At 45.0% G+C, this 24,882-nt stretch carries 22 protein-coding genes; 15 read left to right on the top strand and 7 right to left on the bottom strand.

Translation table 11 applies throughout. From position 1 onward, the window contains the following. The first annotated feature begins 1 nt into the window (after position 1). Together thrB and thrC are read left to right on the top strand one after the other, a co-directional pair. Complete coding sequence (thrB, locus tag CCS90_RS02460) at positions 2-970, top strand: homoserine kinase (RefSeq protein WP_099017915.1); 969 nt, start codon at positions 2-4, stop codon at positions 968-970. Position 971: 1 nt separating this feature from the next. After that, positions 972-2,261: a threonine synthase gene (gene thrC / locus CCS90_RS02455; RefSeq protein ID WP_099017914.1), complete on the top strand. Its 1,290-nt coding sequence runs from the start codon at positions 972-974 to the stop codon at positions 2,259-2,261. Between the two features lie 8 nt (positions 2,262-2,269). Here the strand turns inward: thrC and CCS90_RS02450 are convergent, their stop codons facing one another. From CCS90_RS02450 to CCS90_RS02430, 5 genes are all read right to left on the bottom strand, one after another. Further along, positions 2,270-4,066 (bottom strand): ABCB family ABC transporter ATP-binding protein/permease, encoded by a 1,797-nt coding sequence (locus CCS90_RS02450; RefSeq protein WP_099017913.1) that lies wholly within the window; start codon positions 4,064-4,066, stop codon positions 2,270-2,272. A 78-nt stretch (positions 4,067-4,144) separates the two neighbouring features. Next, on the bottom strand, positions 4,145-4,849 hold the full coding sequence (locus CCS90_RS02445; RefSeq protein WP_099017912.1) for a hypothetical protein: 705 nt from the start codon (positions 4,847-4,849) through the stop codon (positions 4,145-4,147). Positions 4,850-4,916: 67 nt separating this feature from the next. After that, a complete protein-coding gene (locus CCS90_RS02440; protein WP_099017911.1) occupies positions 4,917-5,165 on the bottom strand; it encodes an FUSC family protein in 249 nt (82 codons plus the stop codon). A gap of 12 nt (positions 5,166-5,177) precedes the next feature. Then, positions 5,178-6,362 (bottom strand): heme biosynthesis HemY N-terminal domain-containing protein, encoded by a 1,185-nt coding sequence (locus CCS90_RS02435; protein ID WP_099017910.1) that lies wholly within the window; start codon positions 6,360-6,362, stop codon positions 5,178-5,180. Continuing rightward, the gene (locus CCS90_RS02430) at positions 6,362-7,543 is read right to left on the bottom strand and encodes a hypothetical protein (protein ID WP_099017909.1); all 1,182 of its coding nucleotides are present in this window, start codon (positions 7,541-7,543) and stop codon (positions 6,362-6,364) included. The genes CCS90_RS02435 and CCS90_RS02430 overlap by 1 nt, the downstream gene beginning before the upstream one ends. Positions 7,544-7,733: 190 nt before the next feature. Here CCS90_RS02430 and CCS90_RS02425 point away from each other — a divergent pair, with 190 nt between their 5' ends. Then, a complete protein-coding gene (locus tag CCS90_RS02425; RefSeq protein ID WP_099017908.1) occupies positions 7,734-8,051 on the top strand; it encodes a hypothetical protein in 318 nt (105 codons plus the stop codon). A 75-nt stretch (positions 8,052-8,126) separates the two neighbouring features. On the opposite strand, the gene CCS90_RS02420 is transcribed toward CCS90_RS02425, so the two are convergent. Beyond that, positions 8,127-9,545, bottom strand: coding sequence for a gamma-glutamyltransferase (locus tag CCS90_RS02420; protein WP_099017907.1), 1,419 nt, complete (start codon positions 9,543-9,545; stop codon positions 8,127-8,129). 108 nt (positions 9,546-9,653) lie between these two features. On the opposite strand from CCS90_RS02420, the gene hemL reads away from it, so the two are divergent. From hemL to CCS90_RS02405, 3 genes are read left to right on the top strand one after another with little or no spacing between them, the layout of a single operon-like run. Beyond that, positions 9,654-10,928, top strand: a complete 1,275-nt coding sequence (gene hemL, locus CCS90_RS02415) for a glutamate-1-semialdehyde 2,1-aminomutase (RefSeq protein WP_099017906.1) — start codon at positions 9,654-9,656, stop codon at positions 10,926-10,928. Positions 10,929-10,932: 4 nt separating this feature from the next. After that, a complete protein-coding gene (locus CCS90_RS02410) occupies positions 10,933-12,831 on the top strand; it encodes a DedA family protein (RefSeq protein ID WP_099017905.1) in 1,899 nt (632 codons plus the stop codon). Then, positions 12,828-14,306, top strand: a complete 1,479-nt coding sequence (locus tag CCS90_RS02405; protein ID WP_099017904.1) for a multiheme c-type cytochrome — start codon at positions 12,828-12,830, stop codon at positions 14,304-14,306. Before CCS90_RS02410 ends, CCS90_RS02405 begins: the two co-directional genes overlap by 4 nt. A 6-nt stretch (positions 14,307-14,312) precedes the next feature. Here the strand turns inward: CCS90_RS02405 and CCS90_RS02400 are convergent, their stop codons facing one another. Continuing rightward, on the bottom strand, positions 14,313-15,068 hold the full coding sequence (locus CCS90_RS02400; protein WP_099017903.1) for a hypothetical protein: 756 nt from the start codon (positions 15,066-15,068) through the stop codon (positions 14,313-14,315). 110 nt (positions 15,069-15,178) lie between these two features. Between CCS90_RS02400 and CCS90_RS02395 the strand changes: the two genes are divergently transcribed. The 9 genes from CCS90_RS02395 (at position 15,179) to CCS90_RS02355 (ending at position 24,206) form a co-directional block, all read left to right on the top strand. Then, positions 15,179-16,033, top strand: coding sequence for a substrate-binding domain-containing protein (locus CCS90_RS02395; RefSeq protein WP_099017902.1), 855 nt, complete (start codon positions 15,179-15,181; stop codon positions 16,031-16,033). Positions 16,034-16,062: 29 nt separating this feature from the next. Next, a complete protein-coding gene (locus CCS90_RS02390) occupies positions 16,063-17,376 on the top strand; it encodes a hypothetical protein (protein ID WP_099017901.1) in 1,314 nt (437 codons plus the stop codon). Then, the gene (locus CCS90_RS02385) at positions 17,366-18,268 is read left to right on the top strand and encodes a hypothetical protein (protein ID WP_099017900.1); all 903 of its coding nucleotides are present in this window, start codon (positions 17,366-17,368) and stop codon (positions 18,266-18,268) included. Before CCS90_RS02390 ends, CCS90_RS02385 begins: the two co-directional genes overlap by 11 nt. Positions 18,269-18,462: 194 nt before the next feature. Then, positions 18,463-18,960 carry an adenosylmethionine decarboxylase gene (gene speD, locus CCS90_RS02380; protein WP_099018719.1) on the top strand — a complete coding sequence of 166 codons (498 nt, stop codon included), beginning with the start codon at positions 18,463-18,465 and terminating at the stop codon, positions 18,958-18,960. Beyond that, entirely contained in the window at positions 18,957-19,829 is an 873-nt protein-coding gene (gene speE / locus CCS90_RS02375) for a polyamine aminopropyltransferase (RefSeq protein ID WP_099017899.1), read from the top strand. Before speD ends, speE begins: the two co-directional genes overlap by 4 nt. Further along, positions 19,826-21,028, top strand: a complete 1,203-nt coding sequence (locus CCS90_RS02370; protein ID WP_211336951.1) for a type III PLP-dependent enzyme — start codon at positions 19,826-19,828, stop codon at positions 21,026-21,028. Before speE ends, CCS90_RS02370 begins: the two co-directional genes overlap by 4 nt. A gap of 110 nt (positions 21,029-21,138) precedes the next feature. Further along, complete coding sequence (locus CCS90_RS02365; RefSeq protein ID WP_099017898.1) at positions 21,139-21,333, top strand: hypothetical protein; 195 nt, start codon at positions 21,139-21,141, stop codon at positions 21,331-21,333. A 581-nt stretch (positions 21,334-21,914) separates the two neighbouring features. After that, the gene (locus tag CCS90_RS02360) at positions 21,915-23,657 is read left to right on the top strand and encodes an OPT family oligopeptide transporter (protein ID WP_099017897.1); all 1,743 of its coding nucleotides are present in this window, start codon (positions 21,915-21,917) and stop codon (positions 23,655-23,657) included. 12 nt (positions 23,658-23,669) lie between these two features. Further along, a complete protein-coding gene (locus CCS90_RS02355; protein WP_099017896.1) occupies positions 23,670-24,206 on the top strand; it encodes a hypothetical protein in 537 nt (178 codons plus the stop codon). Positions 24,207-24,882: the final 676 nt, after the last annotated feature.

Genomic DNA, 24,882 nt, shown 5'->3' with positions numbered 1-24,882 from the left:
TATGAACGATTCGGTCACGGTTTTTGCCCCGGTTTCCATAGGTAATGTCAGTGTTGGATTTGACTCTTTGGGCTTGGCACTTAAACCCATTGATGGCGATCTTTTGGGTGATTCAGTGACGATTGAGGCACTGAAGGATGGCGAGGACAATGCGTTTGAACTCACCGGTACCTTTGCTGATCGTTTACCAAAAGACAAAGAGTCGAACATTGTCTGGCATGTGTTACATGCCTTTGAACGTCATTTAGAACAACTCAATGTAGCAACCCAAAAAGTCAGAATCAGTCTTCACAAAAACATCCCTGTCTGTAGCGGATTGGGATCCAGCGCCTGTTCCGTGGTGGCGGCTTTTGATGCCTTGAATCAATTTTACCAATCACCCATTGATCAATCGACTTTGTTGCGTTTGATGGGCGAATCTGAAGCCGAAATCAGTGGTTCACTGCATTATGACAATGTGGCACCTTGTTATTTAGGCGGCTTGCAATTGATGCTCCATGGGCAGACCAAAGTGACACAATCTATCCCAGTTTTCGAAAACGTCTATTGGGTCTTGGCCTATCCCGATGTGCTGGTCAGCACCCAAGCAGCCAGAGACTTGCTACCCAAACACTATGACCGAGCCACTTTAATCCGTTTCGGTCAAAATTTGGCTGGATTCGTTGCTGCAAGTTATGAACAAAATTTGGCCTTGGCCTTCAGCCTCATTACTGATGAAGTGGCTGAACCTTATCGTGCTGGCTTACTACCTGACTACCTCAACACACAAGCACAATTGAAGCGCATGAACAGTTTGGCCGTCGGTATATCAGGTTCAGGTCCAACCATTTTCTCAGCCTGTGTACACTTGGCAGAGGCCCAAGAACAAGCCACATGGTTGCGCGAAAATTATTTACAAAGTGAACACGGCTTTGTCACCATTTGCCAAGTAGACCAACAAGGCAGCAGAATAATAAAACAAGGAATTTAGGATGAAATTGAACAACCTCAAAGACCCACAACAAGTGGTTGACTATGCCACCGCTGTCAAAACCGGACTGGGCAACAACCAAGGCTTATTTTTCCCAGCAAAAATACCGCAACTGCAAAACATTGATGGTTTATTGGCGATGCCTACCCTTGAGCGTAACTTCCACATCCTTAAACCCTTGGTGCATGAGAACATCGCTGATGATGAATTAAGGAAAATCATTGCCGCCACCTATGCTTTTCCATCTCAGTTAAAAACCATCAATCAACAAACCCATTGTTTGGAATTGTTTCATGGGCCCACTTTGGCATTCAAAGATTTTGGTGCTCGATTTATGGCCAACTGTTTACAACATTTTGCCCAACAACAAAGTGGTCAATCAGAAAAAATCACCATACTCACTGCCACTTCCGGCGATACCGGCGCAGCCGTTGCCCATGCATTCCATGGTTTGAACAACATCAATGTGGTGATTTTGTTTCCAGCAGGTAAAATCAGTGAACTGCAACAAAAGATGTTCACCACCTTATCTGACAACATCCGTACCGTTGCCATCAAAGGCGCATTTGATGATTGCCAAAAACTGGTCAAACAATGTTTTGATGACCGACCATTGGTGCAAGAAGTGGGTTTGAACTCAGCCAATTCCATCAATGTCAGCCGCTTGTTTGCGCAAGTTTGTTATTATTTCGATGCATTGGCACAATTGCCTATAGAACAAAGGTCGCAAGCCGTGGTGGCAGTTCCCAGTGGCAACTTTGGCAACCTGTGTGCCGGCATCATTGCCAAAACCATGGGCTTACCCATCAAACGATTCATTGCTTCAACCAACCTCAACGACACCGTTCCGCGGTATCTGCAAGATGGCGTATGGGCTCCCAACAAAACCGTTGAAACCCTGTCCAATGCGATGGATGTGAGCAAACCCAACAATTGGCCAAGGATTGAGTATTTGATTGAATCAGGTCAATTTGATCGAGAATTATTAACCGGTTTGGCGGTGGATGAAAGCCAAACGGCCAACACCATGCAACAACTACATCAACTCGGCTACATCAGTGAACCGCATGCCGCGGTGGCCTACCAAGGGTTGCAAGATTCATTGACCCCTGATGAAGTGGGTGTCTTTTTAGGAACTGCGCACCCGGCTAAATTTAAATCAACCGTGGAAGACATTTTAAAAATTGAATTGCCATTACCACCGGCGATTGCCGCTTGTGCTCAGTTGCCTGACTTGTCCAAAACCATTGAACCTGATTATGCGGCTTTGAAACAATTTTTAACCGCTTGAATAACTGATTAAACCAGTTCCTTTTGTTGTGCTTCCCACAGTTCAGCATAAGCCCCTTGTTGTGCAATCAAGGTTTCATGAGATCCTTGTTCGATCAATTGCCCTTGATCCAATACAATGATTTGATCGGCATGCACCACGGTTGATAGTCGGTGCGCGATGACTAAATTGGTGGTGTTTTTCGCGATGTCTTGAATCGCTTTGAGAATCATCTGTTCGGACTTACTGTCCAAGGAAGAAGTCGCTTCATCAAACACCATGATTGGCGGCTGTTTCAAAATCGTTCGGGCAATGGCCACCCGTTGTTTTTCTCCACCAGACAGTTTTAAACCCCGTTCACCCACTTTGGTGTTGCTGCCTTTAGGCAATTGACCGATGAATTCATCCAGATGGGCCAAAGAAATCGCCTGCTTGACTTCATCATCAGTGGCCGTTGGTCGACCATATCTGATGTTTTCAAAGATAGAATCATTGAATAACACCGTATCTTGCGGCACGATTCCGATGGCAGAGCGCAAAGAATGTTGAGTGACCTGTTTGATGTCTTGGCCATCAATGGTTATCACCCCAGCTGTGGGGTCATAAAAGCGAAACAGCAATTTAACCAAAGTGGACTTGCCTGAACCACTGGCGCCAACCACTGCCAAAGTTTGTCCAGCCGTCACTCGAAAACTGATGCCTTTTATAATGTCTCGATCTGACCTATAGCTGAATTCAACATGATCAAAATTGATTTCACCTTGTGATATGACCAATTCATTGGCGTTTTCTGGGTCTTTGATTTTGGGTTCAATCGCCAAAATATCAAACATCTGTTCAATGTTAATCATTGATGTTTTGATTTCCCGATAAACAAAACCCAATGAACCCAGCGGGATAAACAATTGCATCATAAAGGCATTGATTAAAACAAAGTCACCCACTGTCATGTCGCCATGCTGTACACCCAAAACGGCCAACAACATCATCGCTGTCATGGACAGGCTGATGATCAATGCTTGGCCGCCATTGAGCGCAAACAAAGACAATCGGTTCTTGCGTTTGGCCTGTTCCAGGTTTTTTAAGTTGGCATCATAGCGCTTGGCTTCATAATTTTCATTGGTGTAATATTTAACCGTTTCATAGTTCAATAAACTGTCTATGGCTCGGCTGTTGCTGTCAGAATCTGCGGTATTGGCGGCACGCAAAAAAGCCTTGCGCCAATCGGTAATGCGAACTGAAAATAGGATGTAAATAAAAATCGAAACCAAAGTGGTCAGACCAAATGACCAGCCATATTGCAACAGCAAGATACCAACCACCAAACAGATCTCAAGCAAGGCCGGTAAAATGCTGAACACCATAAAACGCATCAAGAAACTGATGCCACTGACGCCACGCTCAATGTCCCGTGACAAGCCACCCGTTTTGCGGTTTAAATGATAATCTAAATCCAAACGATGTAAATGCTGAAATACTTCATGTGCCACCCTGCGCATGGCGCGTTCCGTCACTCGACCAAATAAAGTATCACGAATTTCACCAAACAGGACATTGGCAAAGCGCAAAGCGCCATAGACAAAAACCAGAGCCAAAGGTGCCAACAACCAATCGCTGGCTGCCAACAAGGCATCACCACCTGAATCCAACTGATCAACCATGCCTTTGATCACAAAGGGCAATCCTGTGGTGGCTAACTTGGCTGACAGCAAGAACAGCAAAGCCAAGACAATGCGCCCTTTGAACTCAGCCAAATAAGGCAATAACTGCTTCAGCACGCCCCAATTTTCGGCTTGGTTGCTATCAGGTGGAGGTTGTGGACGCATGACGGCTTAGGTAATTGATTGACTGCCATTGTAACAGCATTAGACGAACGAATTATTTATGGGCGACACCGACAAAGACTACTGTATTTCACAGGTCTTTTCATCACAATCCAGTTGCGTTTCTTTGTTCGAATTGCGTTTGGTTCTGCCCATACTGCTGCATTTTCGTTTCAAAAACTCATCGTTGCTGTTTTGCCAATCTTTTTCACACCCTTTGGCGATTTTGAACGGCATATTGAACTGTTGTTGATACACAATTTTTGGTGACTGCCAAGGTTGTGCAATTAACACCACCCACTGATCGTGTTGGGTGTCTTCTTGCGCTTTAAAAAACCCCACACCTAACTGACTTTGCAAAGCAAAAAAATCACCTTTTCCCATGATGTGGTCATGGTGCTTGCCGCTTTCAAGCAGGTAACTGAGGGCATGCTGCGCTTGATCAAAATTCTTAGCCACTGCTTCAACTTGATTCCCTATGACTGGGTAATAATTGGGTACACGAAAACCGCCTTTGATGATAACTTGATTGGGAGTGATCTCTGGATCGGCGCTGTTATTGGCCAACTGTTCAGCCCGTTGTTGGGCAATTTCTGCCAATATTGCATTGCATTGCAACGACTGTCTTTGTTGTGATGGGTGCCCTTTGATCAACTGACCCAATTCTGCGGCATGGCTGTTGTTACCACAGATTTGATCGAATTCACTTTGAGTTTGTGCTGCCGCCAGTAAAGTAGAAACTGAAATCAAAATTAACAAAAAAAATAGTTTGGTTTGCTGGCTCATATTAATCTCGTTAGGCACATCGCCTTAGATGGGGCATTGGATAGTTAACCCTAATTGACCACATCATCTATTTCAAGTTCCTTTCTTTCAGTCGTTTTTCTAATTCTTCATTGGTTTTCGGTTGATTCAATACTTTGAATGCAAACAACAAAGGAATCAAGGTGAATAAACCAACCGTGTTTTTCACAATACTGAAAATGATCACTCCAATCATAAAGCCTATTAACAACGCATTAATTGTGGCCATTGATTTGCTTTTTTTGGCTGCTTCTAACAATTCCTGATCGGTGAATTCTGACAATTCTTTTTTCTTCATTATTTAGGTTGTTTAAGAGTTAAGTTCATGCTCATCAATCACACTGATGGCATGGTTGTTAGGCACCACCGATTCACGAAAGTGATTCAAAGCTTTGTCAGGTTGGTCTTTTTCTTGGTATATCAAACCCAACAGCTGATTGATTTCGGCACTGGGTGCCACTTTGAGTACTTCCAACAACAAGCTTTCTGCCTTGTCCCATTGTTTTTTTGCCATTTGCAATTTGGCATTACACAACAACACCGAAGCTTTTTTTGGGTGTTGAACCAACCATTTTTCTGCCACCTTAAGGCGGTGGTTGAGGTTGTGTGGCAGCGCCGACCAATAAGCCACCAGCTGCTCGTCAAATTGATATTTTTGGGCTTTTTCTATGTGGCTGGTGATCTCTTGATAGGCACCCAAACGCAAACCATTCTCACAATAAGTGTGGCTGTATTTGCTTTGTTGTTTTTTACTCAAATTTTGCCAAATGTCCTGCAACTCTGCTTGGTCAGCGGCTTCGGCAAAACGCGCCATGGTCACTTGTTGTTTCAATTGATTGCTTTGTTGGTGATTGATGAGTTTTAATTTTTCAGCTTTAGGGATGGTGTTTTGTAACAACTTCCAATCTTGTGTTTGCTGTGAGGCTTGGGTCAATAAATGCACGGCCCTGGGATTATTCGGATAAGTTTTTAATATGGTCTCTAACAACGGCAAAGCCCGTTCGGCTTGACCTGATTTGATCCATATTTCACAACGGGTTAAATCCACAGTCAAAGGGTTGTCGATGACCTTTTCGGCCAAATCCAGATGTGCCTCGGCCTGTTCCAAGTTGTTTTGCGCCACAGCTGCCCTTGCCGCCGCCATATAACTGAGCTCTGGGGTAGGGCTTTTTTCAGCCGATGCCAACAGCAATTTTTCTGCTTGTGACCATTTGCCTTCACTGAGGGCCAATAAACCACGGGCAAACTTTTTACGACTTTGGTTGGCTGTCAAATGATGGACCGCTTTTTTCGGTGCTTTCAACAAACCAAAAACCAACCAAATGGACAAGAACACCAAGACCAATAAAATACCGGCAGCAATGGCTGTCATTTGAATTTGGTAACCCAGTAATTCAATCTGAATCAGACCGGGGTTATTGATTAACTTGGGGGTTAACCATGCTGCCAATAACAGCAACAAGATCAAGATCACTATTTTAATGGTTTTTAGCATCAGCGCAGTCCTTTCAACTCATCAATCAAAGATTGAATATCAATTTCAGCAGGTAACTCAATCACCACAGCTTGTTTAGCAAGTTGGTTCAGCTGGCGTATCACAGCTTGCTGGCCAGGCATTTGTTGCTTCATCAACTCAACCGCTTCCGTCAGACTGTCAGACCACCCTTGCTGATCATGAACCGTCAAATACAAGCCCGCTTGGAACAATGCTTGTTTCAACGCGGTTTTGAATTCGATCAACTTGGCAGTTGAATTAATGGCTTCATCGTTGGCTATTTTTTTCACAGTAACCAACCGACTGTACCAACTGCTTTCTTCAACTTCTGCGTCTTCGGTAGTTAACTTTAATTCATCGACTGTCAATTTTAAGTCAGATAACTGCTGTCTTAAATCATCAAAATCAGGTGATTTAAGGCTTTTAAGTTGACGGCGTAATTGTGCCATTTGCCTCATACTGGCTGGTTCAACCTCAGTTAAATTCAAAAAGTCGTCCAGTGTTTCGATGGCCAAAGACAATCGCTGGGTATCGATCAACACCCTGACTCTGTTCAATACATCAACCGCCATTCGATACAGGTACATGCCATCGTTTTCTGGCAGCACTTCTTTGGCTACCAAGCTGGGTTCTGTGGCCGCTGATAATGCCTGGCTTTGTATCTGTGTTTGTAACTGGGTAATCAACAATGACTGGGCATTTAACTGCTGGGTCAATTGTTCAATGGATTGTTCATTGAGGCTGTTATCAAAGACTTGAACTGGGTCTGTGGCACTGGCTGATTGGCTACTGTCTTGTTGACTGATTTCATTCAGTTGCTGTTCCACCGCTGTCTGGATGGCCGCCAGTTGTTGCTTGACATTGTTCACATCAACCTGTGTATTTGTTAAATCAGTTTGCAACACTTTATCGGTATCCAACAATGTTTTAATCACCTCATCATGACTGTTATTTGCCATCACTGCATCAGGCTTTTTCCAGTCCTGATAATACAAATAAGCCGTGGCCAGCAAAGCCAATACAGATAAAAATACAGCCATGCCAGCACCCGATTTTTTTACCACCACTTGAGTTTCATTGCTTACTTCAACCACATCGCTCAGTTCTTCTTCGGCCTCGTTGAGCTGCGTTTGATTATCAAGCTTGTCTTCAGTGAGTTTGTTTTCTTCGCTTTTATCCATGTCTAATTATCAGTGTGCAATACACTGATTTTAACCCAGAGTAGCTATGAGTTCACTGATTTCAATCGACTTGTTCAATTAAAAACAGCGCCCAACTGATCACACACACTTTTCTTTTGCTGCAACCGCAATGGCACTGGGGGACTTTTGCTATACTGATGATCCTCAACACTCTGGATCATAAAAACACATGAAGGCAGCTGTTCGCGCTATACCCACTGTATGCACCTTTGTGATGCTGTTAACTGCTTGCACGGATCAGCAAGTCAACAATCAAAGCAAGCCAACAAGACCCAGTAAACTCAAAGTCGCTGTGATTGAAAAAGTAAAATCAGCCAACATCGGTATGGACCAAGCAACAGCCAGCTGTGTGGTTGAAGACATGTTGGCCGGTGACGTCTATGACTTGAACGCCATCAATCAAATGAAATTAAGCGGCCATTCCATTTCAGACCACCCGAAGGACTTGCTCGAAACCTATCATATGGCACTGAAACACTGCCAATAATGAGTTTGCTTAGGTCCTGTGATTGCTGGCAACGGTTTGCAGCAGGCTGAGCCAAGGCCAATACAAATCAAAGTTTTAATGACCGACTATGCCACAGCCATGTCGACGAAAGTCGCCCACCGCAGCGACTGTTTCACCTGTTTGAACAGCATTCACACCACCAAAATACAGGTTGTGATTGTGCCATTCCGAATGAATGGGATTGAGTTTTTTAAGTAACGAAAGCGCACTTTCTGAGAAACCTGGTTCAATGTCTAAATGCCCATTTTCAAAATGCATCCTCGGTGCTTCAATGGCGTGTTTAAGTATCTTGCGATTGTTGAGCAAATGATTGATGACCTGAAACAATGTGGTTTTTATTCGGTTAGAGCCACCCGTTCCCAGCGCATACTGTTGATCAGGTCCGGTGATTAGCGTGGGTGACATCATCGATTGCATGCGTTGTCTCTGGATCCAATTAAAAAATCCTTGGGCGTTGATGTCCTCCTCACCTAAAAAGTTATTTAACATAAAACCACAATCAGTCACTATTTGACCATTGCCTTCACCATTGGAAAGGGTCAGGCTTGCCAGGTTGCCTTGGTTGTCTGCCACACTCATGTGGGTGGTACCACGAGACACTTCTGTCATTGGATTTCGTTTTAAGTCATCGGCATGTTGCATCGCTTCTAGCACAGCAGCATCGTCATGCCGTGATTTAAGCCTCTTCAATTGTTCTATGATCAATCGCCCACCTGTACTGGGTTCAGGATTGGTCATGACTTGGTATGAACCCACCTCATAGGTCAACGGTTCTCTGATGACACATTGGTATTTCGAAAAATCATCAAACTGTAACAAACTGTCCCTTTGTTGTGACAAGGATTGCGCCACTTCACCTTGGTAAAACCAGTCATGATCAGCGGTTGACAGCCTGTCAAGAAAAACTGCCAGTTGTGGGTTTTTCCAGACAGCACCAGACCTCAAACCTGAGAAAATGGATTGACTGGCAGTGGTGGATTTAATGATTGGATCAAGAATCATCGCCACATAAGCCTGTTGGTGATTCACCTTAACACCTTGTCGAGCTGCCGCAATTGCTGGTGCCGCAATTTCACTCAAAGGCATAGAACAGAGTTTTTCATGGGCTTTGAATATGCCAGCTGGGACCCCGGGGACAGCTGCGGCTGCATGACCAATGTGAAATTCCTGGCTGCGTGGCCCAAAATCTCCCATGATGGGATAAAAATCCAATTGATCAGCACTGATTTCTGCCGCTGGCACTGTAGGGGTGTCAGAAAAAAAATCCAACACTTTGGGTTGTTGCTCAGGACCTGTTGCCAATAAAAAACCACCGCCACCAGGAGATGACAACAACGGTTCAGCCACAAATGACATCATCATTGCAGCCAGTACGCCATCAAAGGCATTACCACCTTGTTGCAAAATTTTGGCTGCGGCTGCGGCTGTTTCAGGATGACCTGCCGCAATGGCATGAGGTTGAGATTGTGACATACAGATCAATTCAAGCAGTTATTTTCAAAAGTCCATTGTATGCCATGCAAAAACCATGTCAAAACAATTATAATGGCAGCTTTCGTATCCACACATACAATCATAAACATGGACAACAACCACAACTTATTCAGCAAAGCACAACAATTCATTCCAGGCGGTGTCAATTCTCCAGTCAGGGCCTTCAAAGGTGTGGGTGGCGACCCCCTGTTTATCGCCACAGCAAAAGGGCCACACATGGTCGATGTTAACGGCAAGTCTTATATTGACTACATCGGCAGCTGGGGGCCAATGATTGCCGGTCACAGCAATGAACATGTGTTGGCAGCTGTCCATGCTGCGGTTGATCGTGGATTGAGTTTTGGTGCACCGGCAGAAGCTGAAGTGACTCTGGCTGAACAAATTTGCAACATGATTCCGTCGATTGAATTGGTGCGCATGGTCAATTCAGGGACCGAAGCCACCATGAGTGCGATTCGCTTGGCACGTGGGTTTACCAATCGCGATAAAATCATTAAATTTGAAGGTTGTTACCATGGCCATGCCGATTCTTTTTTGGTTAAGGCAGGCAGCGGCGTTTTGACCCTGGGTATACCGGGTTCTCCGGGCGTACCAAAAGCAGTGGCTGACTTGACGTTAACCGTTCCCTTCAATGATTTAACCTGCCTTGAAAACTTGATGGCCGAAGTGGGTGATGAGGTGGCAGCCATTATCGTTGAACCCATCGCAGGCAATATGAACATGATTGAGCCACTACCTGGGTACCTTGAGGGCATGCGTTCTCTTTGTGATCAGTATGGTTCGGTGTTGATTTTTGATGAAGTGATGACTGGTTTCAGGGTGGCCCTGGGCGGTGCCCAAGAACTGTATGGTGTTAAACCTGACCTGACCACTTTTGGCAAAGTCATCGGTGGCGGTTTACCGGTAGGCGCCTTCGGTGGTCGCAAAGACATCATGGATTACATTGCACCCAATGGTCCAGTTTATCAAGCAGGTACTTTGTCTGGAAATCCTTTGGCGATGGCCGCCGGTTCTGCCATGATAAACCTCATTTCTGAACCTGGTTTCTATACTTATCTATCTGGCCAAACACAAAAATTAGTTGATGGATTACAGGCCGTTGCTGACGAGGCTGGTGTGCCTTTTTCAAGCTGCAACCAAGGCGGCATGTTTGGTTTATTCTTTACCGATCATAAAGTCACTGGTTTCAACGACCTGAAACACTGCGATGAAGACAAATTCAAACGTTTTTTCCATGCCATGCTTGAACAAGGTGTTTATTTAGCACCTTCGGCTTATGAAGCCGGCTTTGTCAGCAGCAAACACAACGATGACATCATCGAACAAACGTTAACCGCCGCCAGATCGGCCATAATGGCATAAGCTGATGGAACCTACCGGTTGGGTCAAAGACATTTACGACTGGATTCAAGCGAATCCCAACTGGACTGGGATTCTGATTTTCTTATTCGCCTTTACCGAATCATTGTTGTTGGTTGGGATCATCTTCCCTGGTGCGGCTTTTTTGGTCAGTTTGGGTGCCCTCATTGGCTTGGGGGTTTTGGACTTTTACACGGCTTGGCTATGGGCTTCAATGGGCGGCTTTTTAGGCGACGGCATTTCATTTTGGATTGGTCATAAATACAAACAAAACTTATTGAAGGTATGGCCCATATACAAATTTCCGGAATTGATTGAGAAAGGCCAAGCTTTTTTCCAAAAATACGGTGGTGTCAGTGTCTTTATTGGGCGTTTCGTCGGCCCAGTCAGGCCCATCATTCCTGCCATTGCTGGCATGATGGGAATGAACGTTAAGCGCTACATTGTCATCAGCTTGGTGGCATCGATTCTGTGGGCGCCGTTTTATTTATTACCCGGTATGTTGTTTGGTTCTGCGATGGAAACCATGGCCAAGGTGGCCGTCAAAATGTCCGTCTTGGTGTTGGTTTTGGTGGTTTCGGTGTGGGTGGTTTATTGGTTGATAAATTTGGTCTACAAATTATGGGTCCCCAAGGCATATCACTGGCTCAGTGGTCTGCTGACTTGGACCCAAAAACACCCCAAATTGGGCCGATTAACTTCAGGCTTGGTTGACCCCAGACAACCTGAAAAAGGTTCACTTGCCATGTTGGCTGTTTTGTTGTTGGTGTTTTTGGTCGCAGCCATTTGGTTCATCGCCATCAACGCCACCTTGTTGCGCTGGAACCAGGCTTCCGAATCCTTCTTTTTCACCTTTCACAATCCATGGACGGTGTTGCCCATGAAATGGCTGCTGTTTCTTGGACACGACCTCAGTCTCTTGATCACCACCCTGACTGTTGCAGCTTGGTTTTTTTACCGACGCATGACGATCGTTTTAAATCACTGGTTATTGGTTTCACTCAGTGCCTATATTTTTTCTGTCTTGATTTGCAGGGTGGGCCATGATCAATGGCACTTTTTTGCAGACCACCATGTATTTTGGTTCACCGCCTTGGCCTGTTTCTGGGGTATTTTGGTGGCCGGCGCCTTTCCCATAAAATGGCGCAGCTGGCCTTATGTTTTTGCGGGTGTATTGATCTTGTTATTCGCCTTCTCGACTTTGTTTTTCTTCAAAATGAATTTGGCCATGGTCTTGTTATCGATTTTGATTGCCAGCATTTGGGCCTTGGTTATCGGTATTGCCTTTCGCACACGCAGTCGCAAACAATTCCTTGGCCTGCCGGTTAAAATCACATACATCACCACCGTGTTGTTGATGCCTTTTGTTGCATGGTTCCTGTTTTCTAACAACACCCTCGCATTGAAACCAGAATGGCTGAACCAACAAAATACCGAGAAAACCACTGGCTGGGCCAATACCGGTGAACAAGCCCTGGATATCATCATCCAATCCGACTTACCGTCCTTGGAACAACAGTTGAATCAAGCAGGTTGGCAAAGCTTTACACCCAGAACTTGGGGCAACGTATATCAAGCCATGTTGGTGGAGCCTGATGCAGCTGACATCCCCTTATTTTCATATGTCCACCAAGGTGAAATCGAACGCTTGTTGATGGGGACTGTGGTTGGTGAAAAACTGACCGTGTTGCGGGTCTGGAAAGACCGAACCATTCCCTCTGAAGACCACTGGCGCGGCACCTTAACCGAACATCAGAAAGACACCGATTTGTACCTGTTCAATCATTGGGGATACGTGAACAATGCCGAAGACAAAAGCGTACTGTTGGCTGCCCTCAAATCAAGCTTGTTCATTACCGATTTCTTGCCGGATGAAACCTTGACCATCATCAAAAAGAGAAAATGAAATACCTGGCCCTTTTGGTTGCTTTTGTACTGTTAATTATTATGGGTATTTTTTGGTTGCGTGAACCAGCACCTGAAGTGTTTCATGCTGATTTTGTGGGCAGCCAAGTTTGTGGTGATTGTCATTGGATTAATTACGACGCCTGGAAAATTTCACCACATCACAACATCGCACATGAACCCAAAGAAAATACCATCGTGGGGAATTTTTCATCAGGTCAATATTACCTACCTCAACAAAATATTGAAGACTCCAATGCACCACCCGTTGCCAAAATGTACCAGAGACAAGGTGAATATTTCATGGCTTTGCGTGATCAAGGCAGCAATGCTTTCACTGAATTTAAAATTGATAAGGTCATTGGTTACCAATACCGACAAACCTACCTGACACAAGAAGTCGGCGGGGTGTTGCGGCGCTTGCCGATTCAATGGTCAGTGCCCAGACAATCCTTTTTTGCCTATTGGAATGAACAAGAACAATCGCCTCAGTCTGTGCATGATTTATGGGAACAAATGAAACCAATGAATTCTGCTTGGAATTTATATTGTGCACGGTGTCACACCACCAATTTACAAGAAATCAGTAAAGACAATGCACACACGGTTGCCGATGTACAGTGGACTGAAATTGGTGTGGGTTGCGAAGTTTGTCATGGCCCAGGCAGTCAACATGTTGATTACATGCAAGGCCACCCAATCAACCGAATGGCGTCATGGCTAGACCAAAACTTACTCAATAAGACAGCACCATTTATCATCAATGCAGGCAAACAAGAACAAGGCTTTGCCTTGAGCGTCTGCGCCAGATGTCATGGCGCTGACATCTTCAGAAAACGACAGCCCCTGTATCGAAATTATAAACCGGGTTTCGATCAGCACGGTCAGTTGAACGACTTGTCTGCCTACTTTACCGAAGCACCCTTGGAACCTGGCCGAACCGTACCGACCATTGAAGTGTGGCCGGATGGACGACCCAAGGGCTTGGGTACAATGTTTCGTTCTTTTGCTGATTCAAGCCATTACCAAGCCACAGACATGCGCTGTTACACCTGTCATGACCCACACAACAACAAAAAACCAGCCAGCACTGGCTTGCTCCGAGCCACTGAACAAAGTAATGAATTTTGTTTAAGTTGCCACCAAAACATTGAAGAAAATTTAGCTGCACACACCAACCACACAGCGGGCAAAAAAGGTTCGTTTTGTTATGACTGTCACATGCCGAAAAACATGTTAAATCAAGTATCAGGTGTGACCCATCTTGTTCGAACTCACAACATGGGATCCATTCCAAACCCCTTGTTGTCTAAGAAATTAGGTGTTGAAAATTCGCCCAATGCTTGCCATGACTGTCACCAAGACCAATCACAGGATTGGATTATAAAACAGTTAAGGGACTGGGGTATGGATGATCATTTGATCGATACCGATCTTCACCTGCAACGCAATGCGAACTCAGACAGCATTCATTAATGCATTTTAATTCAGACTGATGAACTCAATTTTTAGGTTTCGCTCAAACACCGTTTGGTAATTTTCATATGGCAAAACTTCAATGGACTCGAGTGCTTGCTGAATTTCATTGGGCAAAGCCCTGTCTAAAAAACAGTCTTCGTTTAATTCACTTTTGAAAGGCACCCCACCAGGCATTTGTTGGATATCAACGGTACAGCTGCCTTTGCCTTGGTCATTGACCCAAGCCGCTTTGAAAGTCATGACCAATTGGTTCAAATACCGCGTCAAAACAGGGTTTTCATTGGCTAAATATTGTTTTTCCGTGTCGTTGGTGAAAGTGGCATAAAACAAACTGCGGTAAACTTGGTCAGCAAACATTTGACTGCTCAAGGTCAACTGTTCTGGGTTCAAAATCACCCTACTGATGGTCGGTTGCAAACCCAAAGTATCATCAATAGACAAACGCAAAGTCAGCATCTTGTCCGCTTCAATCAACTGCCCTTGTAAGACATAGCGTATGCCATTGAATTGCCAGGCCATCATGTTGTTGGTGTTGGCTGGTACATCGTAGCGATAGGGCATGCTGAACAAGCCTGTGCTCGATAAAGCTTGAACAATAAGGTCTTCAACCGCCACTGCCGGACTCAAGCCTGATCCCTGATAAGAAAAAGGCAATGCCACAAACTTAACCGGTGTATGTTGACCGCCCAACACCATCAACTTCACCTCTGCATTAACTGCAGAAAAACCCAGTAACAAAAAACACAACAACCATTTCATCGGGTCAGTTTAACACAGTAAAATCCAAATTCTATCGCTCGATTATGTGTGCATAATGTTGCAGAATTACAATTTGGCGATGATACAATATCGCTTTTGTGGATGCATTCATGATCAGACTCAGAATTGGCGGCGTACCAGAACACTACAACCTACCATGGCATTTGGCGCGTCAATCCGGCGCCTTGCAAGCGCAGGGCATCAAGCCCGAATGGACCGACTTCTATGAAGGCACAGGTGGCATGATACAAGCCATCAAAAACGATGAATTGGATGTGGCCATCCTGCTGACTGAAGGTGCCATTTCAGGCATATCCCGCAGTGCCAATTATAAAATCGTGTCTTTTTATACCGACTCTCCGATTATTTGGGGCATCCATGTGCCAGCTGATTCTGACATCACCGATGTCAATGAAATTTACCACCATCGTTATGCCATCAGTCGCTATGGTTCAGGTTCTCATTTGATGCCCTATGTACACGCTCGACAAGAAAACTGGCCAGTGCACAAATTACAATTTCGCGTTATCAATAACTTGGATGGCGCCCGCATGGCCTTCAGAGAAGACCAGGCCGATGTGTTCTTTTGGGAAAAATTCACCACCAAACCCTATGTTGACAGTGGCGAATTCAGACGCATTGGTGAATGCCCGACGCCTTGGTCTTGTTTTGTAGTAGTCGCCAGCCACCAAACCTTGACCTTACATGCTGATAAAGTCAAAAAACTGCTGGAAGAAACTTTCAAACAAGCGCAGCAGCTTTACCACAACACCAATCGAATCGACATCATTGCCAAGCAATTTGATTTACAGCCAGAAGATGTAGCAGCCTGGTTGTCCTACACCAAGTGGTGCAAGCAAATTGAACTAAAACAAGATGTGGTGGCCGAAACCACTGCCACTTTAAAAGATTTGGGCTTGGTCCATCAAAAATTTAAAGCGGAAGATTGTTACTATCAATTGTAAGTAAGAGGCTTGTCAGCAAAAACAATAACATGAAAAAAATTTTACTGATTCTGCTATTGATCTTGTTGTGGGTGTTTTGGCCCAAAGGTAATTCGGACCATCAAAACACCCCCAATGTGTTGAGCAAGCAAGCTGCTGATGTCAATAAAAACTTAAAAACCAACACCCACACCAAACCCAAAAATAGACCCAAACGACTGAATGAGGAACCCGAGTTTGTAACGGTTCAGGATAGTATGTCCGACAAAGAACTGAGTTATCTGGACATATATCGCATGACCCGTTTGTGGGCTCAATGCCATCAAGTCATCTATGATTATCAAAACCAACCAAACTACGACCCAGTGGCTCGATTGAATTTAACATTAAGCCAACAACACCCAGAACAATTCGTTCAAGCCACCGCTCCTCAAAGCAAAGCCATACAACAACATGCCAATCAATGCATCGATTTATTGCATCGATTAGAGTCGTTAAACCTGCCACATTCCAACATCACAGAAAAGCAGGGAATGGATAAACATAACCGACTCAAAGCACAGTTGAATGCTTATTTACTTGCCGCAACTCCTAAGTCAAACAAAGAGAAAGCCATTGCCTCAGTGGTCAACTTGAAGCCTGAATGGCAACAGCGCTTTCAAAATGTATTGGATGCATCCAAAGGCGATGAAACCAAAAACGCCCAAGAAATAGCAGTGATTCGAGAACAATTACAAGCATTGCGGATAAGGCGAAGTGAAATAAACCAATTAATCCAATCCACCGAAGACCAAACAGCGCTAAAAAAAGAATATGCCCAGACTTTCGCCGAAGAAGCGGTGTTGAAAGAAACGCTCAGTTCACTCAGATTGGTTGACCCGGAAACCAGAACAGCTGCCATAGATGAATTCAACCTGGTCAACAACCAAATGTTCAACTTCCTTAACAGCAAGGATGCCGATGTGTTTTATGAAGCCCAAATGACCTTAGAACAAACCAATCGCATACAATACATCGGCCATTACCCCTACCGAAACATCGGCAAGGGTCAGCTGAAAGAACCCTTTATAGAGTACGTTTCTCCAGGTGATGTGGTACTTCAACTGACAGGAATCACCGATGTTCAATTATTTGCGCTGGTGATTAACAACGCCACCCAATTGTACCTTTGTGAATTGGGCGCCAACTGCGGTCCGAACAGCCAATGGATCAAATACCATTGTTTTGATAACCCTGCCTTGCCAGCTGCCGCAAGCTGTGACTTGGACTTGCTGACATTTTATCGAGACCATTGGATGAATGAAAACCAATGGGCAGATGTACAACTGCTGTTAGAAATCATGCGAGGTTTGTATGAAAACTAAAGCACTGGGTTTGTTGTCGCTGGCTTTACTGCTGCTTTGCTTGGGTTATCCCGCCCTCCATGCACCTGAACCCACCGCAGCACCAACAAGGTTGTCACCAGACTCAATTCGATCAGTGCCCACAACAAAGAACTCAGTTAGCTCCCGTGAATCAATCCCAATCACTGCTAAAGTTGATGTGACTACAACCGATACAACTGTTTCAGAATTACAGCAACAAGTGTTAGATGAAATCAATTTTCAACTTTACAGTGATGATCCATTTGTCGAAATATATTCGATGGAGTGGACTCTAGAGATGTGCAAAACCAACATATTTGTCAATGAGTTGATAAAACATGCCAGCTACCAACAACAACAAAAAATAACCCAATCCATCCAACAAAAATGTGAACTGTCCCATACCAAATACCCATCCTTATTTGCCATCAATGACCGAAAAAAAACCAATGCGTTATTCGAACCCCAAAGCCAATTGGGCCAGCTGATTAAAACCAGCGAAAACCCACATTTGACAGCATTTGACCGCCAGACAGTGAGCATGCAAATCTTGACTCAATCCATCAAAGAGGGCAACAGTTCAGTAATGATGTTATCAGCAATGATGCACAGTTGGGGTGGAAATACAATATTTCCGATCACACAAATATTAAAAACTCATGACCAACAATATGCCAACCAAATCAGCAGCATGGCAATCATGTTGCTTGCCTGTCAATACCAACAGGGAGTGACTTGCGACAGCACCTCAGCCCTGATGCTTTTGACCTGCGCTCATGAACCTCAAGTGTGTGGTTTGGATTATCAAACCTGGTACCTACAAAACACCCTGCCAGGGATGAAAAAAGACGTGGCTCAGTTAATGGATTATTACCAACAATTCCGTGAGTAAATCAGCGAATGAATAATATTTCATTGGCTTGATAATTATTTCTTGATTTTTACTTCCCTTCTGTGAATAATGCGCGAACTTTTTCTGCTTGTCGGTGGCAAGTGGTTTTTTTTGCAAGGCTGTCACATTCAATGTTCAGCCGCTTTTTTTATTGTGGGGCCTGATTCCACAATGGTTTTTAAGTGGAAAAAATGATGTTAAAAACCCCTTACTCTCAGCACCATGAGGCTGACCTAAATAACTCATGGAACAACCCTGGCAACAACCCAGCTAATGAAGCGCACTGGCCAACCTTTAAACAAGGCCCAGAAGATGACCGTTTGGATCATTTTATTCATCGCGATGGAAAAGTTTTTGCCGGTACGCATTTGATCATCGATTTATGGGGCGCAGAACGCCTGGATGATTTAGCGCACATGGAAGCCGCGATGCGTTTGGCTGTTGAAAAATCCAAAGCCACTTTGTTACACATCCATTTACACCATTTCACACCCAACGGTGGCATTTCTGGTGTGGCTGTATTGGCTGAATCTCACATCAGTGTGCACACCTGGCCGGAAAAAAATTACGCGGCTTTTGATGTGTTCATGTGTGGCGATGCCGAACCTGAAAAAGCAGTGGAAGTGTTCCAACAGTTTTTCAACCCTGATTCTTGCCAAGTAGATAACATTTCACGCGGCCAAATCAAATGAAAAATACACAAGCATTGATTGAAAGCTTGTACCCAACTTGGGGCCAGGCTTATCAGGTAGATGAGGTGTTGTTTGAGCATCAAACCGAACATCAACATTTGGTGATTTTCAACAACCAACAATGGGGCACAGTGATGATGCTCGATGGGGTGGTACAAACCACTGAGAAGGACGAATTCATCTATCATGAGATGATGACCCATGTCCCCATGTTCTCCCACGCCAAACCCAAAAGGGTTTTGATCATTGGTGGTGGCGATGGCGGTATCTTGCGCGAAGTCCTGAAACACCCCTCGGTAGAACAAGTCACTCAGGTTGAAATCGACCAAGCAGTGATTGATATGTGTGTGAAGTACCTACCGAACCATTCTGCCGGTGCTTTTGATGATCCCAGGGTCAATATCGTGATTGATGATGGGGTAAATTTTGTGAGCCAATGTGCTGAACAATTTGATGTCATCATTTCAGACTCCACTGACCCGATAGGTCCTGGTGAGTCTTTGTTCACCTCAAAGTTTTACCAAGCCATTCAATCCTGCTTACATCAAGAGGGTATTTTTGTGGCACAAAATGGCGTGAGCTTTATGCAATTGGATGAAGTCACCACTACACACCGGCGTTTGAGTCCTTGTTTCAATGACGTGACTTTTTATGCTGCTGCTGTACCGACTTATGTGGGAGGTATCATGACTTTTGCCTGGGCCAGCCAAAACCCAAAAATAAAACAACCCGATGTCGCTGAATTACAGCAAAAAATCAAGCAAGCCGGCATTCAAACCAAATATTACAATGCAGCCATCCACCAAGCCAGTTTTGCCCTGCCGCAATACGTGATGACAGCCATTGATTCCACAGGCACCCAATCGTGAGTAACTTAATTCAACTCAAAGCCCACTTTGCTGAACAGGTTTACCCTGATCAATTGGGCAATTATTCGCGCAAAAAACTGACTAAAATTGCAGCGGAACATGGTACCCCGACGGTCATCATTGACCAAGACGTGATTACCTCACAATACCAAAGTTTGGTCGCAGCCTTGCCCAAGGTAAAAATGCGGTATGCCATCAAGGCTTTGTCCAATCCTGATGTGATTAATCACCTGCATGGATTGGGTTGTGGCTTTGACCTCGCCACCCAAGGCGAGATTGAATTGCTGAAAAGCCTGTCGATTGATGCCACGCATTGTATCCACACCCATCCGATCAAAAAAGAAACTGAAATTCGTCAAGCGATCGAATTTGGTTGTCGCTATTTTGTCGTTGATAACAGCCATGAATTGGATAAGTTCAAAGCCTTTAAAGACCAAGTAGAACTGTTGATCCGGGTCAGTTTCCGGAACCAAGATGCGGTGGTCGATTTGTCTCGAAAATTCGGTTGTGAATTAACCAAAGTTCCGGCATTGGTCGATCAAGCGCAACACAGTGGCATTCGCATTGCTGGCTTGTCTTTTCATGTGGGCTCACAAGTGCCAGCCCCTTATGCACACGTGAATGCCATAGAACAGTGTTTGGATGTGTTCAAAACCATGCCCAATGTGGGTTGGAAAATTTTGGACATCGGCGGTGGTTTTCCGATTGAATACAATGGCCCTTGTCCCACCATTGAAGAATTCTGTCAACCCATCAATGATGCACTACAACAGGTTGATGACTCGATTGAAATATTGGCAGAACCTGGTCGTTTCATTGCAGGCCCCAGCGCCATCCAATTGCTGTCTGTGGTTGGCATGGCACAGCGTGGCGAACGCACTTGGTATTACTTAGATGACGGGGTTTATGGTGTACTCAGCGGACAAATGTTTGACCATGCCAAATACCCCATATCGCCGCTCCAAGAATATGACTTAACCAGAGGATTGCACCCCAGTGTATTGGCAGGGCCCACCTGTGACAGCATTGATGTGATTGATGAGGACATCGTTTTACCAGAACTGGCCATTGGTGATTTATTCATTGCCACCCAAGTGGGCGCCTACACCATGGCTTCATCAACCGAGTTCAACTTATACCCAAAATCCAAGATTTTGTGGTTGAGTGGTAAAAAAGAGTTGCTGACAGCGACTGATTGAAAATACAATAATAAAGGGTATGTAACACCTGAGTTGAGCCAGCCATGGTTGCTTCACAACAATTGTACTTTCAATTAATGTCGCTCAGGTGCTCTTAAATTGAGCTGATTATGAATAAGAATGAAAAGATAGTTTTACAATGTGCTGATTGTGAATTCAAATACAAAAAGACATTGAAGTGGTTAGAGAACACACACATTTTCGAATGTTGTTCATGCCACGCAGAGTTAGACATTGATGAAGTGATCAAAGACATCATGAACACCGATCTGGATCAAAACGTCTACACCATTTATCAAAAGTAACACAAGCTGCACCCACCCATTCAACGAGGTAACCACGTTTACCTCGTTGTGTACCTGACACCCTGCAAAAAACCATCACCCACCATAGATAAAACGCAGTTTTAGACTCAATCAATTAACCTTGCGCAACCGGTTTCGAACCGCAGGTTTGCCAACAGTAGGGACCCCTAGGCCAAGAAGAGAAGTAAGGTGCATTCTATGAATAAAACAACGTTTTAGGCTCAATCAATGCCCTTGTGAAACCGGTTTTTATGCGCAGCATAACCAACAGTAGGGACCCCGAGGCCAAGAAGGTGAGCAAGGCACTCTCTATGGATAAAACAACGTTTTAGACTCAATCAATTAACCTTGCGCAGCCGGTTTCAAACCGCAGGTTTGCCAACAGTAGGGACCCCGAGGCCAAGAAGGTGAGCAAGGCACTCTCTATGGATAAAACAACGTTTTAGACTCAATCAACTAACCTTGCGCAGCCGGTTTCAAACCGCAGGTTTGAAGAAGGGAAGTAAGGTGCATCTTGTGCTATAATTTTTGCCAAAATGGGTGAGTCACCCACAATAAATAATTCTAACGGGAGCAAAAATATGTCTGATCAGCAGATCTCTGCAACAGGCCCCATCACCCGCGGCGCGTATCCGGAACTCACGCCTCATGCGGTGATTGTTGGGTATTTTTTGGGTGTGGTGCTGGCCATTTCAATTGGTTATGCCTCATTGAAACTGGGCTTTTCAATTGAAGGTTCTGAATTGGCCGCTATTTTAGGTTTTGGTATTTTAAGGGGCCTGTTAAGGCGCCGTTCTATTGTTGAAAACAACGTCACCCAAACCGTGGCCTCAGCGGTCAATGGTGCATCATCAGGCATGATGTTTTCGGTGCCAGCTATTTTTATTTTAGGTTACGGCACTGACTTCAACCCATATGTTTTGACTTTTGGTGCCATCGCTGGTGCCTTCTTGGGTATCGCATTCATCATTCCTTTGCGCAAACAAATGATCGATTATGAACGATTGACGTACCCTGGCGGCGTGGCCGTGGCTTCGATTCTGAAATCCCCCGGTGCGGGCATCAGTAAAGCCATGATGTTGGTTGGTGCCATGCTGGTTTCTGGTTTGGTGCATTTTATCAGCCTCTATTTTGGTGTTGAAAATTGGCATTTATTTGATCAACTGGGTTTACCCGATTACCTCAATGGCACCTGGTACCTGTCCTTGATGACCATCGGTGTGGCCTTCATTGCAGGCCGTGGCGGTTTGGCTTTTATCATTGGTGGCTTTGTTTGTTATTGGGTCTTGGCTCCATTGCTTGACCTGACCAATTCCTTTCCGGTGGATGCCGCCGGTGCAGCCATTACCGATCCCAATCAGTTGCGATTGATGTTATTCAGACCCACCGGCATTGGGATGTTGATTGGTGGTGCCATCATTGGTGTTATTTTCGCTTTGCCTTTGATCAAATCAGCCATCAAATCAATGCAATCTGCGGCCAAAAAAGACAGTGCCATGAGCAAAGATGAACTACCGATTAAAATGCTTTATTTTGCGGTGGTCGGCGCAGCCATTTTATTGGGTGTGATGGCCGTTACTTCGGCCGAGGAAGTCGGCTTGATTCGCGGCTTGATGATGGCCGTACTGGGTACTTTATGGATTTGGATGGCAGGTATCATTCTGTCGGAAGCCATCGGACGAACCAATTGGTCTCCACTTTCAGGCATGACCTTGATTGCGGTGACATTACTGATCATGATCACCCAAACTTTTGGTGGCATGGAAACGGGGCCTGCGATTGTCGCAGCGGTCACCGTTGGCGCAGCCACCTGTGTGGCGATGAGTCAAGCCACCGATTTGATGTTGGATTTAAAAACCGGCTATCTGGTGGGAGCAACCCCCAAACAACAACAATTGGGACAATTTTTTGGCGCTTGGTTAGGCCCCATTGTGATCATCATTCTGATCTTTACCCTGGACAAGGCCTTTGGGCTCGGCGGCGATGAATTTCCCGCACCTCAAGGCCAAGCGCTGGCATCCATGGTAGAAGGCATCACCGGTGGTGATGTGCCCACTGAGAAATATGTCGCGGGTGCTGTATTGGGCGGTTTGTTGTCTTTACTGCAAGCCGGTTTAGGCATCACTGTTGGCCTCGGATTCTACCTCCCCTTCAACATCGTTTTGACTTATGCCATAGGTACTTTGATTCGTGAAGTGACTGATCGCACCAAAGGCAAATCTTGGTCAGACAGCAAAGGCATACCGATTGCCGCTGGCTTGATTGTCGGCGAGGCCCTGGTCGGTGTCGGTAACGCCGTTTATGTCATAGTGCAAGCAGGATAAAGGAGAGAATATATGAAAAACTTAGCATTTACAGCCGTCATCCTGTCCTTCTTGGCAGGCTCCTATTTGGCATCATTGGATGAAAGGTTGATGAATTGGACCTATTTCATTCCAGTGATGTTGGTCGGGTTCGTTGGCGCCTTTTTGTATAAAAAAGAAGCCAATGCCGCTGCCAAACACGGTGATGTATTGAAAAACAACAAAAAGATTTTGATTGACTCTTTGGACAATGTGTTACAAAACTTAGAGGCATTGAATGGGCGCAAAGAACAAGTACCCACTTATGAAATGCGTTTTGAAATCGATAAGTTATTCCGTGATGATTTGATTAATTTCGCCGATGCCCGTGACAGCATGAAACACTTGTTTGGCATCCAAGCCTTCGCTGACATCATGTCGAGCTTTGCTGCTGGCGAACGCTACATCAACCGGGTTTGGTCAGCATCAACCGATGGCTATGTCGATGAAGTGATGATGTACGTTGAAAAATCATTGTATCAATTCAAACATGCCAAGGCAGAGTTTGATGAAGCCATGAGTCAAGTTTAAAGTAACCATGACTGAAAAAGGCCGCTACTTGCGGCCTTTTTTAATGAAAAATACATCATGTCATGCTGAGCGAGGGAAGCGAGCCGAAGCATCTCCTATTGTTATTAAAGAACAGGTCATTCTGAGCGAGGGAACCGAGTCGAAGCATCTCCTATTGCTATTAAGAACAGGTCATTCTGAGCGAGGGAACCGAGTCGAAGCATCTCCAATTGCTATTAAGAACAGGTCATTCTGAGCGAGGGTACCGAGTCGAAGAATCTCCAACAGACCACGTAATCACTGATTATTGAAAAACCACTCCAGCATCATGAGATCCTTCAATTCCGCTGCGCTCCATTCAGGATGACAGCTTGCTATTTTAGACTACGTCATGCTGATCGAGGGAAGCGAGTCGAAGCATCTCCAATTGCTATTAAGAACAGGTCATTCTGAGCGAGGGTACCGAGTCGAAGAATCTCCAACAGACCACGTAATCCCTGATTATTGAAAAACCACTCCAGCATCATGAGATCCTTCAACTCCGCTGCGCTCCATTCAGGATGACAGCAAGCTATTAAGAACAGGTCATTCTGAGCGAGGGAACCGAGTCGAAGAATCTACTACAGACCACGTAATCCCTGATTATTGAAAACCACTCCAGCATCATGAGATCCTTCGACTGCGCTCAGGATGACAG

Origin of the sequence: Marinicella litoralis (assembly GCF_002591915.1) — a bacterium.
GTDB lineage: Bacteria > Pseudomonadota > Gammaproteobacteria > Xanthomonadales > Marinicellaceae > Marinicella > Marinicella litoralis.
This window is presented reverse-complemented; position numbering and strand designations above follow the sequence as displayed.

What these genes read in the sequence shown, in the direction of transcription:
- CCS90_RS02450 (WP_099017913.1), bottom strand. Translation starts at nt 4,066, where the DNA reads ATGCGTCCACAACCTCCACCTGATAGCAACCAAGCCGAAAATTGGGGC.
- CCS90_RS02390 (WP_099017901.1), top strand. Translation starts at nt 16,063, where the DNA reads ATGAAAAAAATTTTACTGATTCTGCTATTGATCTTGTTGTGGGTGTTT.
- speD (WP_099018719.1), top strand. Translation starts at nt 18,463, where the DNA reads ATGTTAAAAACCCCTTACTCTCAGCACCATGAGGCTGACCTAAATAAC.
- CCS90_RS02435 (WP_099017910.1), bottom strand. Translation starts at nt 6,362, where the DNA reads ATGCTAAAAACCATTAAAATAGTGATCTTGATCTTGTTGCTGTTATTG.
- CCS90_RS02425 (WP_099017908.1), top strand. Translation starts at nt 7,734, where the DNA reads ATGAAGGCAGCTGTTCGCGCTATACCCACTGTATGCACCTTTGTGATG.
- CCS90_RS02385 (WP_099017900.1), top strand. Translation starts at nt 17,366, where the DNA reads ATGAAAACTAAAGCACTGGGTTTGTTGTCGCTGGCTTTACTGCTGCTT.
- thrB (WP_099017915.1), top strand. Translation starts at nt 2, where the DNA reads ATGAACGATTCGGTCACGGTTTTTGCCCCGGTTTCCATAGGTAATGTC.
- CCS90_RS02365 (WP_099017898.1), top strand. Translation starts at nt 21,139, where the DNA reads ATGAATAAGAATGAAAAGATAGTTTTACAATGTGCTGATTGTGAATTC.
- CCS90_RS02445 (WP_099017912.1), bottom strand. Translation starts at nt 4,849, where the DNA reads ATGAGCCAGCAAACCAAACTATTTTTTTTGTTAATTTTGATTTCAGTT.
- speE (WP_099017899.1), top strand. Translation starts at nt 18,957, where the DNA reads ATGAAAAATACACAAGCATTGATTGAAAGCTTGTACCCAACTTGGGGC.
- CCS90_RS02405 (WP_099017904.1), top strand. Translation starts at nt 12,828, where the DNA reads ATGAAATACCTGGCCCTTTTGGTTGCTTTTGTACTGTTAATTATTATG.
- CCS90_RS02410 (WP_099017905.1), top strand. Translation starts at nt 10,933, where the DNA reads ATGGAACCTACCGGTTGGGTCAAAGACATTTACGACTGGATTCAAGCG.
- thrC (WP_099017914.1), top strand. Translation starts at nt 972, where the DNA reads ATGAAATTGAACAACCTCAAAGACCCACAACAAGTGGTTGACTATGCC.
- CCS90_RS02395 (WP_099017902.1), top strand. Translation starts at nt 15,179, where the DNA reads ATGATCAGACTCAGAATTGGCGGCGTACCAGAACACTACAACCTACCA.
- hemL (WP_099017906.1), top strand. Translation starts at nt 9,654, where the DNA reads ATGGACAACAACCACAACTTATTCAGCAAAGCACAACAATTCATTCCA.
- CCS90_RS02440 (WP_099017911.1), bottom strand. Translation starts at nt 5,165, where the DNA reads ATGAAGAAAAAAGAATTGTCAGAATTCACCGATCAGGAATTGTTAGAA.
- CCS90_RS02360 (WP_099017897.1), top strand. Translation starts at nt 21,915, where the DNA reads ATGTCTGATCAGCAGATCTCTGCAACAGGCCCCATCACCCGCGGCGCG.
- CCS90_RS02400 (WP_099017903.1), bottom strand. Translation starts at nt 15,068, where the DNA reads ATGAAATGGTTGTTGTGTTTTTTGTTACTGGGTTTTTCTGCAGTTAAT.
- CCS90_RS02420 (WP_099017907.1), bottom strand. Translation starts at nt 9,545, where the DNA reads ATGTCACAATCTCAACCTCATGCCATTGCGGCAGGTCATCCTGAAACA.
- CCS90_RS02355 (WP_099017896.1), top strand. Translation starts at nt 23,670, where the DNA reads ATGAAAAACTTAGCATTTACAGCCGTCATCCTGTCCTTCTTGGCAGGC.
- CCS90_RS02430 (WP_099017909.1), bottom strand. Translation starts at nt 7,543, where the DNA reads ATGGATAAAAGCGAAGAAAACAAACTCACTGAAGACAAGCTTGATAAT.